At 68.8% G+C, this 16,727-nt stretch carries 14 protein-coding genes; 7 read left to right on the top strand and 7 right to left on the bottom strand.

Translation table 11 applies throughout. From position 1 onward, the window contains the following. Positions 1 to 3: 3 nt before the first annotated feature. From FIV34_RS01425 to FIV34_RS01405, 5 genes are all read right to left on the bottom strand, one after another. Positions 4 to 1,362: an AMP-binding protein gene (locus FIV34_RS01425; RefSeq protein ID WP_139978955.1), complete on the bottom strand. Its 1,359-nt coding sequence runs from the start codon at positions 1,360 to 1,362 to the stop codon at positions 4 to 6. Between the two features lie 17 nt (positions 1,363 to 1,379). Continuing rightward, positions 1,380 to 1,949, bottom strand: coding sequence for an L-threonylcarbamoyladenylate synthase type 1 TsaC (gene tsaC / locus FIV34_RS01420; protein WP_139978953.1), 570 nt, complete (start codon positions 1,947 to 1,949; stop codon positions 1,380 to 1,382). Between the two features lies 1 nt (position 1,950). Continuing rightward, positions 1,951 to 4,473, bottom strand: a complete 2,523-nt coding sequence (locus tag FIV34_RS01415) for a DNA topoisomerase I (protein ID WP_139978951.1) — start codon at positions 4,471 to 4,473, stop codon at positions 1,951 to 1,953. 96 nt (positions 4,474 to 4,569) lie between these two features. After that, positions 4,570 to 5,709, bottom strand: coding sequence for a DNA-processing protein DprA (gene dprA / locus FIV34_RS01410; RefSeq protein ID WP_139978949.1), 1,140 nt, complete (start codon positions 5,707 to 5,709; stop codon positions 4,570 to 4,572). A 114-nt stretch (positions 5,710 to 5,823) separates the two neighbouring features. After that, positions 5,824 to 6,978, bottom strand: a complete 1,155-nt coding sequence (locus tag FIV34_RS01405) for a LysM peptidoglycan-binding domain-containing protein (protein WP_139978947.1) — start codon at positions 6,976 to 6,978, stop codon at positions 5,824 to 5,826. A gap of 207 nt (positions 6,979 to 7,185) precedes the next feature. On the opposite strand from FIV34_RS01405, the gene def reads away from it, so the two are divergent. From def to rsmB, 3 genes are read left to right on the top strand one after another with little or no spacing between them, the layout of a single operon-like run. Next, entirely contained in the window at positions 7,186 to 7,689 is a 504-nt protein-coding gene (gene def, locus FIV34_RS01400) for a peptide deformylase (protein WP_139978945.1), read from the top strand. A 3-nt stretch (positions 7,690 to 7,692) separates the two neighbouring features. Then, a complete protein-coding gene (gene fmt, locus FIV34_RS01395; protein WP_139978943.1) occupies positions 7,693 to 8,637 on the top strand; it encodes a methionyl-tRNA formyltransferase in 945 nt (314 codons plus the stop codon). Continuing rightward, positions 8,634 to 9,944 carry a 16S rRNA (cytosine(967)-C(5))-methyltransferase RsmB gene (gene rsmB, locus FIV34_RS01390; RefSeq protein WP_139978941.1) on the top strand — a complete coding sequence of 437 codons (1,311 nt, stop codon included), beginning with the start codon at positions 8,634 to 8,636 and terminating at the stop codon, positions 9,942 to 9,944. Before fmt ends, rsmB begins: the two co-directional genes overlap by 4 nt. On the opposite strand, the gene FIV34_RS01385 is transcribed toward rsmB, so the two are convergent. Then, positions 9,914 to 11,041 (bottom strand): glycosyltransferase family 4 protein, encoded by a 1,128-nt coding sequence (locus tag FIV34_RS01385; protein WP_139978939.1) that lies wholly within the window; start codon positions 11,039 to 11,041, stop codon positions 9,914 to 9,916. The genes rsmB and FIV34_RS01385 overlap by 31 nt on opposite strands. Positions 11,042 to 11,199: 158 nt before the next feature. Here FIV34_RS01385 and FIV34_RS01380 point away from each other — a divergent pair, with 158 nt between their 5' ends. From FIV34_RS01380 to FIV34_RS01365, 4 genes are all read left to right on the top strand, one after another. Next, positions 11,200 to 12,456, top strand: coding sequence for an O-antigen ligase family protein (locus FIV34_RS01380; protein ID WP_246058718.1), 1,257 nt, complete (start codon positions 11,200 to 11,202; stop codon positions 12,454 to 12,456). 3 nt (positions 12,457 to 12,459) lie between these two features. Continuing rightward, a complete protein-coding gene (locus tag FIV34_RS01375; protein WP_139978937.1) occupies positions 12,460 to 13,458 on the top strand; it encodes a glycosyltransferase in 999 nt (332 codons plus the stop codon). Between the two features lie 113 nt (positions 13,459 to 13,571). Next, positions 13,572 to 15,512 carry an ArnT family glycosyltransferase gene (locus FIV34_RS01370; protein WP_139978935.1) on the top strand — a complete coding sequence of 647 codons (1,941 nt, stop codon included), beginning with the start codon at positions 13,572 to 13,574 and terminating at the stop codon, positions 15,510 to 15,512. Further along, entirely contained in the window at positions 15,509 to 15,832 is a 324-nt protein-coding gene (locus tag FIV34_RS01365; RefSeq protein ID WP_139978933.1) for a hypothetical protein, read from the top strand. The genes FIV34_RS01370 and FIV34_RS01365 overlap by 4 nt, the downstream gene beginning before the upstream one ends. On the opposite strand, the gene FIV34_RS01360 is transcribed toward FIV34_RS01365, so the two are convergent. Further along, the gene (locus FIV34_RS01360; RefSeq protein ID WP_139978931.1) at positions 15,807 to 16,712 is read right to left on the bottom strand and encodes an LpxL/LpxP family acyltransferase; all 906 of its coding nucleotides are present in this window, start codon (positions 16,710 to 16,712) and stop codon (positions 15,807 to 15,809) included. The genes FIV34_RS01365 and FIV34_RS01360 overlap by 26 nt on opposite strands. Positions 16,713 to 16,727: the final 15 nt, after the last annotated feature.

Genomic DNA, 16,727 nt, shown 5'->3' with positions numbered 1-16,727 from the left:
GCCCTAGCGCTGGACCAGCGCCAGCAAGGCGCCACGCGGCAGCTTGCCGGTCTCATTGCGCGGCAATGCATCCACCAGGCGTAGGGGGCGAGGCAGGAAGACCGGGTCCATGGCCTCGCGCAAGGCGCCCAGCACGGCTTCCGGGGTCAGGCCAGGGGCAACGGCCAGCCCGGCGATCCGGCGCACGCCAGCGGCGTCTGGCTCGTCCAGCTGGAACAGCACGCCGTCCGTCACGCCGGCGATGGCGAGCAGGCGGCGGTTGAGGTCACCCAGCGACGCACGCTTGCCGGCGATTTCCAGCAGGTCGGTATTGCGCCCGCAGAGGCGGAAGCGACGCCCCTCGCCATGCAGGGTGACGATGTCGGCCAGCGCCATGGGTTCAGCCAGCTGCGGCGCATCGACCAGGGTGCCGTCCGGCTGCGAGTGCAGGGTCACGCCGTCGTAGAGCGACCATTCTTCTTCGGTCGCCGTGCGGCGGCTGGCGAACACGCAGGTTTCGGTCGACCCGAACACTTCGTGCAGGGGTGCACCAAAGCGCTTTTCCGCCTCGATCGCCAGCTCCACCGGCATCGGTGCCGTCGCCGAGACGAACGCGGCCAGCGACGGCAGCTGCACGCCGGACTCCACCAGCGCGCGCAGGTGCACGGGTGTGATCACCAGCACGCGCGGCTCGGGCATCGACGCGAGCGCCGAGGCGACGTCGGCAGGGAAGAACGGACGGCCGGCGTGGACGCTTACTTCGGACATCAGCGGCATCACCACCGACATCTCCATGCCATACATGTGCTGCGGCGGCACGGTGGCCACCACGTCGAAGGGGCTGCCAATGGCCTCGGCCAGCATGCGGATGTTGCCCGCGTTGCTCGCGTGGAAGCTGCCCCACGTCTTGATGTTGGGTTTCGGCTTGCCGGTGGAACCGGAGGTGTAACCGATGGCGACCACGGCATCTGCCGGCACCGAAGGCGGCTCACCGTCGTACGGCGCCACGTCGTCGAGCGCGGGCATCTGCAGGTAACCCTCCGGCGCGGGCGCCAGCGGGAGTTCGCCGATGGCGTAGCAGCCGGGATGGTTGGCCATCACGTCGTCCACCGCATGCGGTGCGCGCGAGGGCGGTAGCAGGTTCACCTGGCCACGCAGGACCAGCGCGGCGAACGCGACCAGGAACGCGTAGCGATCTTCACAGAGGTTGACCGCGCCCACCACGTCCGGCAGCCGTGCGGCCACCTGGTGGACGTGGGCGAGGAAGGTGGCGGCGGAGACGGCACGGCCGTCGCGCCAGGCGACCACGCGCGACGGCGCGCCAGCCAGCAACGGCAACATCGGCGCGCTTTCGCGCCCGGTGGCTTCATAAACGCTTGCCAAGATTCCTACCCCCTTCCTCAAGCGCGGATGATAGCGCCGGTCAGCGCATCACGGATGACCGTGGGGCGGTCCAGGCCACCCAGCGGGGCATCGAGCACGGCGTCGAGCCGCTCGCCGAAATAGCGCGACAGCGTCGCCACATCGCGCGCGGGCGGTTCACCATGGGGATTGGCGCTGGTGGACACCAGCGGCGCCCCGAACGCGCGGCAGAGCGCCGCCGCCGGTTCGTGTGCCGTCACCCGCAGGGCGATGCCCGCGTGGGCGCCAGCCACCCAGTCCGGCACGAGCGCGCTGCGCGGAAACACCCAGGTGTTCGGGCCGGGCCAGGTGGCATGGACCTGGGCCATGACGCCTTCCGGCACCGCACTGAGGTCGATATAGGGCGCCACCTGGGCGAAGTCCGCGGCGATCAGGAGCACGCCCTGCGTGGGCGGACGCTCCTTCAGCGCGAACAGCCGATCGAACGCGTCTCGGTCATGCGGATCACAACCCAGGCCGAATACCGCCTCGGTCGGGTAGGCGAGCACGCCGCCCTTGCGAAGGAGCGCGGCGGCCGCGTCCACGGTCGACAGCTCGAGCCGGCGCATGTCAGCCGGCCGGCGTGGTCTTTACGGCCGCCTTCTTGGTGGCCGCTTTTTTCACAGCCGTCTTCTTGGCCGTGGTCTTCTTCGCCGCTGTCTTCTTCGTGGCGGCCTTCTTGGTCGCGGTCTTCTTGGTGGCCGTCTTCTTCGTCGCCGTCTTCTTGACCGCAGCCTTCTTCTCGGCCGGTGCCTTCTTGGCCGCGGCCTTCTTCGTCGCGCCCTTCTTCGCCGCCTTGCCACCACGCGGCTTCTTCACCGGCGCGGCGGCCAGCAGTTCGGCGCACTCGGCTTCGGTCAGCGTCTTCGGGTCGCGATCCTTCGGGATGCGCGCGTTCTTTTCGCCGTCGGTGATGTACGGGCCGTAGCGGCCGTTCAACACCTGGGTGCCGTTGCCAAAATCGAGGATGGTGCGGTTGGCGATGGCTTCGAGCTTTTCCTGCACCAGCTGCAGCGCACGCGGCAGCTCGATGACGTACGGATCATCTTCCGGCTTCAGCGAGGCATAGGTGCTGCCCTGCTTCACGAACGGACCGAAACGACCCACGCCGACGGTGACATCGTCGCCTTCCTCGGACTTGCCAAGGTTGCGCGGAAGCTTGAACAGCTCCATCGCCTCCTCAAGCGTGATCGTGTGCATGCTCTGGCCGGGGCGCAGGCTCGCATACGTCGGCTTGGCTTCGTCGTCCTTCGTGCCGATCTGCGCGTAGGCGCCGTAGCGGCCCAGGCGGACCGACACCGGCTTGTTCGTCTTCGGGTCGCTGCCGAGTTCGCGAGCGCCGGTGGCTTCGTTGCGGTCGACGCTTTCGGTCTTGTCGTCCACCAGTGTCTTGAATGGCTGCCAGAAGCGCTCGAGCAGCGGCACCCACGCTTCTTCGCCACGGCTCACCGCATCGAGCTCGTCTTCGAGGCGCGCGGTGAAGTCGTAGTCGACGTACTGCTTGAAGTGGCCGGAGAGGAACTGGCTCACCGCGCGGCCCACGTCGGTCGGCTTGAAGCGGCGGCTGTCGAGCATGACGTACTCACGGCTGATCAGCACCTGGATGATGCTGGCGTACGTCGACGGACGGCCGATGCCGTACTCCTCGAGCGCCTTGACCAGGCTGGCTTCGGAGAAGCGCGGCGGGGGCTCGGTGAAATGCTGGTCGGCGACGATCGCGGACACTGGCACCTTGTCGCCCGTGGCCAGGCGCGGCAGGCGGCGTGCCTCGTCGTCGTCCTCGTTCTTCTGGTCGCGGCCTTCCTCGTACACGGCGAGGAAGCCCGGGTCGACGATGGTGGTACCCGTGGCGCGGAAGCCGGAGTCGCCCACCGGGAATTCCACCGAAACGGTGTTCATCGTCGCGTGGACCATCTGGCAGGCGACCGTGCGCTTCCAGATCAGTTCGTAGAGCTTGCGCTGGTCGTCGTTGAGGAAGGACGCCACGCTGCGGGGCAGGCGCATGGCGGACGTCGGGCGGACGGCCTCATGCGCTTCCTGTGCGTTTTTCGACTTCGACTTGTAGACCTGCACGGCCTCAGGCAGGGCGCCTTTGCCGTATTCGCGCGTGATGAGGTCGCGCAGCTCACCGACGGCATCCTCGGAGAGGGCCACCGAGTCGGTACGCATATAGGTGATCAGGCCGACGTTGCCCTCGCTACCGAGGGACACGCCTTCGTACAGGCCCTGGGCCACGCGCATGGTGCGGCTGGTGGAGAAGCCGAGCTTGCGGGCGGCTTCCTGCTGCAGGGTCGAGGTGGTGAACGGCGGGGCCGGGCGGCGCTTGCGCTCGCGGCTGGTCACGTCGCCCACGGTGAACTGGCCGGACGCGGCCTTGTCCAGGGCGGCACGGGCCTTGTGGGCGTCGGCTTCGTTGGTGAGGTCGAACTGCTCGAACTTCTTGCCGTCCAGCTTCACCAGGCGGGCGTCGAACGCTCCGTCCTTGTGGACCAGGTTGGCCTGGATGGTCCAGTACTCGCGGGCCTGGAACGCTTCGATCTCCAGCTCGCGCTCGACAATCATGCGCAGCGCCGGCGACTGCACGCGGCCGGCGGACAGGCCGCGCTGCACCTTGCGCCAGAGCACCGGGGAGAGGTTGAAGCCCACCAGGTAATCCAGGGCGCGGCGCGCCTGCTGGGCGTCGACCAGGTCGTGGGACAGCTTGCGCGGGTTGGCCACCGCTTCCTTGATGGCCTTCGGCGTGATCTCGCTGAACACCACGCGCTGGACGTCCTTGCCTTCGAGCAGGCCGCGTTCGCGGAGGATCTCGCTGATATGCCAGGAGATCGCCTCGCCTTCGCGGTCCAAGTCGGTCGCGAGGTAGATGGAGCTGGCCTTGCTGGCCGCCTTGGCAATCGCGTCGACGTGCTTTTCGTTGCGGTCGATCACCTCGTACGCCATGGCGAAGCCGTGCTCGGGATCAACGGCACCCTCCTTCGGCCTCAGGTCACGAACGTGACCGTAGGACGCCAGCACCTGGAAGTCAGTGCCCAGGTACTTATTGATCGTCTTGGCCTTGGCCGGCGATTCGACGATGAGGAGGTTCTTTGCCATGCGTTAGCGATTCCGAAGTCCGTCAAGGGCAGTGAACCCGAGCGCGTGTCTATATTTAGTTGGAAACACACCACGACGATGCCTGTCAAGCGGCGCTTACCGCACCACGCGCTGGTAACGGTTCCCGGGGAGCGGTGCGACTTCGCCCTCCAGTTCCAGCATCAGGAGCATCGACGACAAGGCCCCAGGGGAGAGGCCGGTGCGGCCCACGAGGGCGTCCAAAAGCACGGGATCGTAACTCATGGCGTCGATGAGGCGGCGATATTCCTCGTCTTCACGCCAGTCGAAGGGCGCTTTTGAGGGCCGGTTCGCAGCCGCCGGGGCAGCCCCGCCCTCCAGCCGGGCCCTCAGTTCCGCCCCCAGTTCCATGGCCGCCGGGCCAAGCGCCGCAAGGATCTCATCGCTGCGCTGGACGAGCCGGGCGCCGTCGGCGATCAGGGCGTGGCAGCCTTCGGCCAGGGGATTATGAATGGACCCGGGCAGGGCAAAGACCTCACGCCCCTGCTCGCCGGCGTGGCGGGCGGTGATCAGGGAGCCGGACTTCAGCCCCGCTTCAATCACCAGCACGCCCAGGCTGAGCCCGGCGATGATCCGGTTACGAAGCGGGAAGTAAGCCGGCAAAGAGGGGGTCCCGGGGGGATATTCGCTGACGATGGCACCGTGTTCGGCGATGCGCCGGGCCAGCGCGCGGTGCTTGCTGGGGTAGACCAGGTCGGGGCCGGTGCCGATCACGGCGATGGTCGGCTCACCGGCATCGAGGGCGCCCGCGTGGGCCACGCCGTCCACGCCGTCGGCCAGGCCGCTGGTGACGAGAAGGCCGCCGGCGGCCAGCTCCGCCGCGAAACGCCGGGCGACTTCAAGGGCCGGCGCCTGGGCCTGGCGGGCGCCCACGATGCCAATCTGCGGCCGGAGCAGCAGCGAGGCATCGCCCTTCACGAACAGGGCTGCCGGCGGGTCGGGAATAGCCTCGAGCTGGGGCGGGAAGTCCTCGTCGGTGCAACAAAGCAGGCGCTGGTCGTCCGCCTTGAGCCAGTCCAGGTCGCGGGCGAGGGCGTCCTCGTCGGGCGACTCGATCCACGCGCGGCCCGCCCCGGACAAGGCTTCGGGGTGGTTGCGCAGCCAGGCCACCAGGCCGGTGGCGCCTCCGCGCATCACCAGGCCCTCGCGAAGCCGGCGAGCGCCGAGGGCGGGGGTACGGATGAGCAGGAGCCAGTCGCGGAGGTCGGAAGAAGTCATGCGAACAGTCTAGAGGGCGGCGACCACGGCCGCGCCCGCGAACGCGTGTCGGCGCGCAGGCATGAAAAAGGGAGGCCTGGGCCTCCCTTTTCCGGTGTTACCTGGTGGGCGCGCTTACTGCGGCAGCACCAGCTTGTCGCCGCGGCGCACCGGGCGCAGGGCATCCATCACCAGCGCATAGCTGACGTGGTCGAAGGTCTTGAACACCATCAGGTGGCCGCCGTACTCGTCCGGCAGCTGGGCCGAACGCGAGGTGCCGCGGCGGTTGTAGTTGCCGCTCACTTCGTCGGAAATCTTCTCGCCCTGGCTCATCACCTGGAAGGTGGTGCCGTTGTCGACGCCATCGGCGCTACCGGCCGAGATGGAGACGACCTGGCGGCTGCCCACGCCGTACGAGGCATCGGTCAGGCCGACGATACGCGGATCCGCCGGCATGGCCTTGGGGGCATGCGGGAAGAAGTACGGATCGTACGGCTTGTCGTCCACCGGCATGAAGCGGTCGCCCTTGCGGATTTCCATCGTCGAATCGACCACCACGAGGCTGGCGATGTCGCCGTTGGTCGCCAGCACTTCGGCCGTGCCGATCACCGAGACCTCGACGCCCGCGTCGGCACCGGTGCCGTTGTGGGTGTCGTGCAGGGTGTCTTCACGCCAGGGGCTGGGCGCCATCGAGACGTCGCTGTCCAGGTCGTCCGCGACGAACGCGCCGTGGTTCGGCTCGTTCAGCGCGTCGTCGTGGCCGGTGTCTTCAGCGTGGTCACGGAAGCGGTGGGTCGGGCGCACGATGGCCCAGCGCTGGCCCGGCGTGGCGCTGTCGAGGTCGCGGGCGTACACCTTGTTGCCCGGCGTGCCGCGCAGCTTGGCGTCTTCGAAACCGACCACGTACGGGGCGTTTTCGACCGAGTCGGCGTCCATGACGCGCATGTCCTTCAGGAACATCCGCAGCTCGGAGAGCGGGATGGCCGCGACCGGCTCGCCTTCCGTGCGGACGCGGGGCTGCAGGCCAACGCGGGCGCCGCCGCCGAACATGCTGAGGTTCAGCACGTCGCCGGGGTAGATGAGGTGCGGGTTGCGAACCTGGGGGTTGGCCTGCCAGATCTCCGGCCACAGCCACGGCTTGCTAAGGAATTTGGCCGAGATGTCCCACAGGGTGTCGCCCTTGCGCACCGTGTAGGTATCGGGCGCATTCGGCCGCAGTTGGGCCGCCGCGGCATAGACAGCCACGGTAAAAAACATGCCGCCCAGCAGCATGGCGAACTTCTTGATCATGGCGGGTTTTCCCCCTTCCCCGGTGCTGTCGCGAGTGTAACCGAATCGTTAACGGGCACAATACGTCACCACGCTCGCCCGGCCCCCGGCGTCAGCGTAGAATGTGGGGGCATCCTACAGGGTCGAAGCGCTTGGTTTTCGCCGACTTGCCCGCAATTTTCCGGGCATGGCGTGCCTCCCCGGCCCGCAACCGTTCAAGGTGACACCGTGTCCACCCTTACCATCCTCGAATTTCCCGATCCGCGCCTGCGCACCGTCGCGGCCCCGGTCACCGTGTTCGACGCCGAACTGAAGCAGTTCGTCGCCGACATGTACGAAACCATGTACGCCGCCAATGGCGTGGGCCTGGCGGCGACGCAGGTCAACGTGCACAAGCGCGTGCTGGTGGCCGACATGAGCGAAGGCGGCGACAAGCCGCTGTGCCTGATCAACGCCGAGATCCTCGAAAAGGACGGCCAGCAGGTGTACCAGGAAGGCTGCCTGTCCTTCCCGGGCATCTATGCCGACGTCACCCGCGCCCTCAAGGTGAAGGTGAAGGCCAACGACGTGGACGGCAACGAGATCATCGTCGAAGCCGAAGGCCCCCTGGCCGTGTGCATCCAGCATGAGATGGACCACCTGGCCGGCAAGGTCTTCGTGGATTACCTCTCGACGCTCAAGCGCAGCATGCTGCTGAAGCGGATGGAAAAGCAGCGCAAGGCCAGCGCCTGACCCATGGCGGTCACTCCCCTGCGCGTGGTGTTCGCCGGAACGCCTGACTTCGCTGTCCCCTGCCTGGAAGCCTGCCGTGCCGCGGGCGTCGAGGTGGTGGCCGTTTACACCCAGCCGGATCGTCCCGCGGGCCGTGGCCGCAAGCTGGCCGCCAGCCCGGTGAAAGAGGCCGCGCTCGCGGCGGGCATCCCCGTCGAGCAGCCGGAATCGTTCAAGGCCGAGGCCGACCGCGAGCGCCTCGCCGCCTACGCACCCGACCTCATGGTGGTGGTCGCCTACGGCCTGATCCTGCCGCGGAAGGTGCTCTCCATCCCGCGCCTGGGCTGCTGGAACGTCCACGCCTCCCTGCTGCCGCGCTGGCGTGGGGCCGCGCCGATCCAGCGCGCCATCCTGGCCGGTGACGACGAAAGCGGCGTCGACCTGATGCAGATGGAAGCGGGGCTGGATACCGGCCCCGTGCTGGTCGAGCGCCGCACCCCGATTGCCGGCGACGATACAGGCGGCAGCCTGCACGACCGGCTGTCGGCGCTCGGCGCCGAGGCGCTGGCCGAGGGCCTGCGCCGGACCATGGCCGGCGAAACACTGGTGCCGCGCGCCCAGCCCAGCGAAGGCGTCGAGTACGCCCACAAGCTGGACAAGGTGGAAGCACGGCTCGATTTCACCCAGCCAGCGCTCGCGCTGGAGCGCAAGGTTCGCGCCTTCGATCCCTGGCCCGTGGCCGAGGGTGATGTCGCTGGCGAGCGCCTGCGGATCTGGGCCGCCCGTGCGGTACCGGGCCGTGCAGGTGCCGAGCCGGGCACCGTGCTGGCGGCGAATCGCGATGGCATCGACATCGCCTGTGCCGACGGCGCCTTGCGCCTCACCGCGGTGCAACGTGCGGGCGGCCGCCGCATCGGCGCTGCGGATTACCTCAACGCCCGGCCGGAGCTGAAGCAGGCATCCTCGTGAGCAAGCCGCCATCGGTCAGGGCCCTGGCCGCCGAGGCACTCGCGAGCATCGCGCTTTCCGGCCATTCGCTACGCGAAGTGGCGGACCGAGCCCTCCCGAAGCTGGCTGACTCACGCGATCGTGCCCTGCTCACCGCCTTACTCAACGAAGGCGCGCGCTGGTGGCCACGCTTCGACGCCGCGATGGACCGCCTCCTCGACAAGCCGATCCGGCGCAACGAGCCGGTGATCCATGCCCTGCTCGTGACCGGACTGGTCCAGCTGGAAACCCTGGAAATGCCGCCGTACGCGGCCGTGGCCGCCACGGTGGAGGCAGCCCGCGAGCTGCGGCGCCCGCGGCTGGCCGGCCTCGTCAACGCCGTACTGCGCCGCTGGCAGCGTGAGCGCGAAACGCTCAACGCCGAACTCGACGCGATCCCGGCCACCCGCCACGCACACCCCGGCTGGCTGGCGAAGGCGATCGCCCGCGACTGGCCCGACCAGGCCGACGCGGTACTCGCTGCCTCCAACCAGGAACCGCCGCTGATGCTGCGCGTGAACCGCCGCCGCGCCACGCGCGAGGCAGTGGCCGCGGCACTGGCCACGGCCGGCCAGGAGGTGGCGCTGCACCCCTGGCTGGCCGATGGCCTCGTCCTGCCGCACAGCACCGATGTCACCCGCCTGCCCGGCTTCAAGGAAGGCCATTTCGCCGTGCAGGACGGCGCCGCCCAAGTGCCCGCCGACCTTCTCGATGTCGCGAACGGCCAGCGCGTGCTCGACGCCTGCGCCGCGCCCGGCGGCAAAGCCTGCCACGTGCTTGAGCGTGCGGATGTGGACCTGCTCGCCGTCGAATACGAAGCGCCGCGCGCGAGTCGGATACGGCAGAACCTGGAAAGGCTTGGCCTGGATGCCACCATCGCGGTGGCCGACGCCGGCGACACGGCAGCCTGGTGGGACGGCACGCCGTTCGACCGGATCATGATCGACGCCCCCTGCTCCGCCACGGGGGTCATTCGCCGCCGGCCCGACGTGCGCCTGCATCGCCGCGCCACGGATATCGATGCGCTGGTGGCCCAGCAGTCGCGCATCCTCGCCGCCTGCTGGGAGACCCTCGCGCCCGGCGGCCGCCTGCTTTACGTCACGTGTTCGCTGCTGCGGCAGGAGAACGAGGGCGTCGTCGGCGCCTTCGTGGAAGGCCGCACCGACGCCACCGTGCTGCCCATCTCCCTGCCCGTGGGCCAGGCGGCGGCCATCGGCTGGCAGATCCTGCCGGGCGACGGCGACCTGGACGGCATGTACTACGCCCTGCTGGAAAGAAGGCCGGCGTAGGCGCGTTCCGTCGCGTCCACGAAATGCACCAGGCCAAAGGACGCTTCAGCGTGCGTGCGCGCCGCGGCCCCCATCGCCGGCAGCGAGCCGCGGTGGTTCCATAGGGTGCGCAACGCCTCGGCGATCGCCTCGCGTCGACGTGCCGGCACGACCCAGCCGTCGATGCCCTGGTGGATGTTTTCGGGCAGGCCGGCGTAGTCACTGACCAGCACCGGCTTGCCCATGGCCATCATCTCGCGGCAGGCGAACGAAATGGTTTCCACGTCCCATGACAGGACGAAGCCGGCATCGAGGGTCGCGACCATCGGCCGGACATCCTCGAGGCGGCCGGTGAAATGCACGAGGTGGCCCAGCCCCAGCGCCTCGATGCGGGCGAGGTCATCGGCACCCGGAAGGCCACCGGCGAGGACGATGCGATAGCGCTCCCGCTCGCCCGGCGGCAGCAGCGCCAGCGCTTCGAGCAGATCCATCCACCCCTTGTAGCGGGCGGTGCCCGCGTTACTGCCGACCAGAAGCGCCTCGCCTTCCGCGGCCGGGGCAAGGCGGGCGGCACGCTCGGCCGCGTCGGCCGCCGTCGGCGCGAAGCGCGCGATGTCCACGCCGTTGAATACGGTGGCAAGCCGGCAACGCGCGTAAGGCGACGCCTCGACCTGGCGGCGCACGTACTCGCACACCGCGATCACCATGTCGGTACCAAAGCGCGCGCGCCAGCGATGGCCCAGGCCGGTCATCGGCTTGGAGTTGTGCTTGGTGAGCACGATGGCGGGGCGCCGCGGAAGGCCACGCACCGCCGCCATCACCAGTCGGTGATCGGCCGATCCGTTGACGTGGATGATGTCGACCTCGTGGGCGCGCAACCACGCGGCGAGCTGGCGCCGGGCGCGGCGGCGTGCCGGCAGCTTGCCCAGGCCATTGGGAAACGGCTGGTCGAGCACCGTCACCCCCTCGATGCCTCGCGCCTCGCGGTTGAGCCGGCTGCCGGGGGGTGCGGCGACGCTTACCGCGTGGCGCGGCGCCAGCCCGCGGGCCAGGGCGGCCACGTACGTCGTATGACCGCCGCCGTCGCCAGCGTGGAAGTTGGTGAAAAGAACCCTCATCGCCGACCTTTGCATTAGCTGAATTGCGGCCGGACCACCGTGCGCCCACGGAGCGGCATCCGCGATCCGTTAAAGTACCATGCCTCGGATACCCGGCCTTCTGGCCCGGGCGCCGAGCTGGCCCGCTCCAGGGCCGTCTATGCAGACCAAGGTGCCGAGTGCTAGAAAAATCCAACGCGTGGCGCCCCTGGATCCTGTCGCTGCTGATCGCCGTCATGCCGCTGTCGTTCGCCGTGCCGCTGAAGGCGAAGGCACTCCCGGCGGCGATCCTGCTTCTGGTCGGGGTGTGGCTGCTGATCACCCGCGCCGAGGTTCGCCAGGCGTACCGCCGGGCGGCCCTGGTCGTGGTCCCGGCCGCGCTCGCATTCGTGTTCTGGCTGGTCAACACGCTGGCCCATGGCATTTCGTTCAGGGAGTTCGACGTCACGTCGCACATCCTTGCGTTCCTGCCCATCGCAGCCTGCTTCGCGGCGCCCCTGCGGCCGATCGTCCTGCGCCTTGGCTTCAGCGCGTCGGCGGGCGCGCTGGGGATCATCTGCATCGAGCAGCACTACATTGAAGGGATCGACCGCGTCTACGGCATCAACAACGGCCTGTGGGGCGCGATCGAGTTCTGCATGTTCATCCTGGTGCTGTCGCTCATCGGCACCGTCCAGGCGCTGCGGGTGGAACTGCGCACCGGGGAGCGCCTGCTGCATGGCGTGTTCGCCGCGCTGGGTATCTACGGTGCCCTGCTTACCCAGAGCCGCGGCCCGCTGCTCGCCTGCATCCCGGTGTTCGTCGCGCTGGTGCTGATGCAGGCCCGCCGCACCGGCCGCTGGCGCCAGGCGCTGGGTGTCCTCGTCCTCGGCATTGGCGTGGCGGCGGTGGCAACGACCACGTTGCACGGCGAGGTCGCCGAGCGCTTCGCCGCAGTGTCGGAAGAGATGTCCACCTACAGCGAGCAGGACGCCACCGGCGCCGTTCGCGAACGTCTGGAAATGTGGCGCAACGCCGGTTCGGCCATCGCGGAAAGGCCGCTGGGCGGCGTCGGCCTGAATCAGTTCGGCGCTTACGCCCGCGGCCGGATCGCTGAAGGCAAAGCCTCCACGTCGATCGAACGCTACGACCACCCGCACAGCGAATACCTGGAGTGGGCTGTCACCGGTGGCCTGCCGGCGCTGGCCCTGTTGTTGCTGCTGTTCGGCAGCGCCCTCTGGTTCTTCGGCAAGCATGCGCTGCACCGCGACAACGGCGTGGCGATGCCCGCCTGCGCGGGGCTGGCCGTCACCGGCATGTACGCGCTGTGCGGCCTCACCGACAATGTGTTTTACCGGGCTATGCCGCACTCGCTTTATTTCTTCCTCACGCTCGGGCTCGCCGTTTACGTCGGCCGCATGCTTTCGCACCGTGCACCATCTGACAGGGGCTACTGAACCATGGCATCGATCAACCTCATTGCCTGGGACAACGGCCGCGGCCTGACCCACGACATCCTTCTTTTCGAGAAGGCCCTGCGCGACCTTGGCCACGACGTCACGGTGACGCGGACGCCGCAGCGTGCCCACGGGTTGCCGTGGCGTGCGTGGGGCGCGCGCCTGGCCATGCGTGCGCGCTGGCTGATGGGCAAGGGCCCGTTTCGCCATGACCTCGGCCTCACCATCGAACACGTCCACCCCGGCTACCTCGCCATGTCCCGGCGCAACGCGTTCATTCCTCATCCGGAATGGCTCAGCCGCCGCGACCGTCGCTCACTGCATCGCTTCGATACCGTCCTGTGCAAAACCGACAGCGCACGCGACGCGTTCCAGGCGATGGGGCTCGCCACGGCGCAGATCGGCTTCATCAGCACCGATTGCCGACGCGAGGGCGTGCCGCGCGACCGCGCGTTCCTGCACCTGGCCGGCGGCAGCCGCATGAAGGGCACCGAGCGCCTGCTTGAGGTGTGGCGCAGGCATCCCGAATGGCCGACGCTGCACGTGTACCAGTCCCCCTCGGTGGCCGCGACCGACCGACCGCCGGCGGCGCCCAACCTCGACCATCAGGTGACGTTCCTGTCCGACATCGAGGACATCCGCCGGTTGCAGAACGCGCACCGATTCCACCTGTGCCTTTCCGAGGCCGAGGGCTGGGGCCATTACATCGTCGAAGCCATGAGCTGCGGCGCCGTCGTCCTGGCCACGGACGGGGCGCCGATGAACGAACTGATCACCGACGAGCACGGCATGCGCGTGGCGGCGCACGAAAACGGCACGCTGAACGCGGCCACGCTGTGGCAGTTCGACGAAGAGGCGCTGGAAGCCTGCGTCGAGCGGATCGTGAAGATGTCCGACGCGGAGGTCGAGGCGCTCGGTACGGCGGCCCGCACGTGGTATGACACGAACCAGGCCGGGTTCCCCCAGCGCCTGGGCCGGGCCATCGACGACCTGCTGCGCTAGGCCGGTGCGCCAGCCCTAGACACGCTGGCGACACCCCGCGCTGTACCACTGGAGTCAGCTTTTCTCCTGATGGTGCGTTTAGAATTCATGATCCTTTAACGGTAACGACGCCCTTGTCCAACAGCGCCTATACCCGGTCGGAACACCTTCGCGCCCTGTGGCCCTGGCTGCCGCTGTGGTCCGTCATGGCCCTGCTGGCCATCTTTTCGCACGGCCCGATGCCCATGTTCTCCACTCGCACCCTCGCGGTGGCGTGGGATATGTGGGCCCACCACCAGTGGCTGGTGCCGCACATCAACGGCGAAGCCTACAGCGAGAAAGTGCCGCTGCTGTTCTGGATGATCCACGCCGGCTGGGCGGTGTTCGGCGTTAGCGACGTGTGGCCGCGCATCCTCGAGGTGATCTTCGGCGGCGCGCAGCTGGTGCTTGCCTCGGTGCTGGCGAGCCGGCTTTTCCCGGCCCGCCCCTGGGTGGCCAAGGCCACGCCGTGGCTGCTGATGGCCTTCGCGTACGCGTTCCTGTTCGGCCTGCAGATCATGTACGAGGTGCTGCTCTGCGCCTGGGTTCTCGGTGCGCTGCTGTGCCTGACGCCGACGGCCACGCGCGCATCGCCGCGCTGGTGGCTGTTCGGCCTGCTGGTGGGCGCGGGCCTGCTGACGAAGGGGCCGGTGATGGTCCTGCACGTGCTGTTCCCGTTCCTGTTGGGGCCGCTGTGGAATGACTGGGCGCGACAGAACAAGGCCCGCTGGTACGGCATGGGTGTCGCGGGGCTGCTGATCGGCTTCGCCCTGCTGCTGGCGTGGGCGATCCCGGCCGGCGAAGCGGGTGGCGAAGCGTATCGCCAGCGCCTGTTCTTCACCCAGACCGCTGGCCGCGTGGTGGATACCCACGCCCAGGACCTGCAGAACCACGCCCGCCCGGCCTGGTACTACCTGCTGTTCCTGCCGGTGATCGTCTTCCCGCTGAGCGGCTGGCTGCGCGGCATCGTGGCGCTGCCCACGGCCCTGTTCCGCAAGCCGATGCGCGCCGGCACCCCGGCCCTGCTGTGGTGCGCGGGTGCCGCCCTGGTGCTGCTGCTCGTATCGATGCTGGCGCACTTCCCGCCGTTGCTCGACAAGGCGCTGATGGTGCTGCTGGTGGCGCCGCTGTTCGTGGCGCTGCTGCGCCAGCCGCTGGAACCGGGCCTGCGTTTCCTGGTGTGCTGGTTGCTGCCCACCTTCCTGGTCTTCTCGCTGATTACCGGTAAGCAGCTGTATTACGTGCTGCCCGAACTGGGTGGCGTCACCATGCTGGTGGCCGCGTGCGTCGCGGACCTGCGCGAGCGCCACCCGACGCTGGCCAACCACTGGGCGCTGGGTACGTGGCCGCTGTCCATCGGCGCCTTCCTGCTGGCGATCGTCCTGTTCGCCATGCCGGCCGTGGTGCCGACGCGCTTCCCCGACAACATCTGGCTGACCGGCATGGCGCCGTACGCCCGCTTCTTCGGCGTCGTCTTCATCGTGCTCGGCGCCCTGCTCCTGCTGCGCGGCCGCGGCGAGATGCGCCGCCTGGCCTTCGCCGGCCTGATCGGCACGGTCGCGCTCAATGCGCTGTTCACGCTGGGCCTGTGGTATCGCTACGACCTCACGCCGGCCTCGCTGTACCTCGCCCAGGCCGATGCGGCCGGGCGCCCCATCGGCAATCTCGGTGTCTCTTACAACGGCCAGTACCACTTCGCCGGCCGGCTCATGCATCCCATCGCCAAGATCAAGCTGCAGCCGGGCATGGCCGCGCCGGCCGATGACGACGACGATGACGTGGTGCACGACGGCGACAGCCTCGACGATTTCGCCCAGCACCACGCCAACGGCCTGATCATCTCGTACGCGAAACATCCGCCCGCCGAGGCCTACCGCTATGCGCGCCTCGTGCAGCCCTCGCGCACCGGCTGGCTGATGATCTGGGACGCACCGACCCTAGCGGCCTTGCAGAAGGGCCGCGTGCCGGCCGAACCCGGCGTGCCGACCCAGCTCTACCCGCTCGATTACTGGCGCACCCGCGCCGCCGTGCGATGAGCGACGACCTCGTCGAACGGCTGCGCGCGCAGGTCGGCGGGGTTCGCGACGGCGCCCTGCTGCGCTTCTCGATCGGCAATGCGCTGCTCGGCGACGGCCAGTACACCGAGGCATCCCACGCGTTCCGCGAAGCGCTGGTGTTCGATCCGACCTATTCGGCGGCGTGGAAGCTGCTGGGCAAGGCGCTGCTGGCGGTGGACGACGAAGAAGGCGCGGCCGCGGCTTGGCGCCAGGGCATCGACGCCGCCACGATGCGTGGCGACGTGCAGGCCAGCAAGGAAATGGCGGTGTTCCTCAACCGGCTGTCGCGGAAGGGCTGACCTTGTACGGGTCCGGCCGGTCGTGGGCCGTATACCGCTTGTAGTGCCACTGGTACTGCGCAAACGCGAGCTCGACGCACTGCTCCACGCCGCGATTCAGCGCCGCGCAGGCCACCTTCGTATCGGCATCGGCTATGCCCTCGGGCGCCGGCAGCACGTGGATGCGAAAACCCCGGCCCTCCGGCAGCCGCTCGGCAAAGCTGAACAGCACGGTGGCGCCGGTTCTCGCGGCCAGCCGCGGCAGCAACACCATGGTCAGCGCATCCACCCCGAAGAACGGCGCGAACTCGCCTTCGCCCTCGCGCGGCTTCTGGTCCGGCAGGATGCCAACCGTGCCGCCCGCACCCAGCCGCTTGAACAGCGTGCGCACGCCCGCGCCGTCCGCCCGCACCTGCTCCGGCGCCAGCTTGCCGCGCACCTTGCGCAGCAGGGCCTCGATGGCCTGGATCCGCGGCGGACGGTAAAGAATCGCCATGGGCGTCTTGCTGCACAGCCAGTAATTGAGCAGTTCCCAGCAGCCCAGGTGGGGCGCGGCGATGATCACGCCCTTGCCCGACGCCAGCGCGGCCTCGAACAGCTCGCCGCCAACCACCTCGCGCACCTGGCCCAGGGCCTTGTCGGAGCCGCCGCCCCAGATGGCGGCGATTTCGGTGGCGCCCTTGCCCTCTTCCTCCATCGTCCGGCGCAGGAGCTCGGCGCGCTCGGCCGCGGCAAGCGCCGGGCGGGTCAGGCGCAGGTTGGTCGCCGTGTAGCGGGCACTGCGCGAGTTCGAGCGCAGCGAGCGGCGGCCGATCCACGCCCCGACGGCATGCACGGTACGCAGGGGAAACAGGCTGACCACGCGCAGCAGGAGGTAAAGGAGGTAAATGTCCGGACGCATTCCCCGGATGGTAAC

Source organism: Luteibacter pinisoli (genome assembly GCF_006385595.1).
In the GTDB taxonomy this organism is placed as follows: Bacteria; Pseudomonadota; Gammaproteobacteria; order Xanthomonadales; family Rhodanobacteraceae; genus Luteibacter; species Luteibacter pinisoli.
The sequence above is the reverse complement of the archived record's forward strand: the minus strand, read 5'-3'. Positions and strand labels throughout refer to the sequence as shown.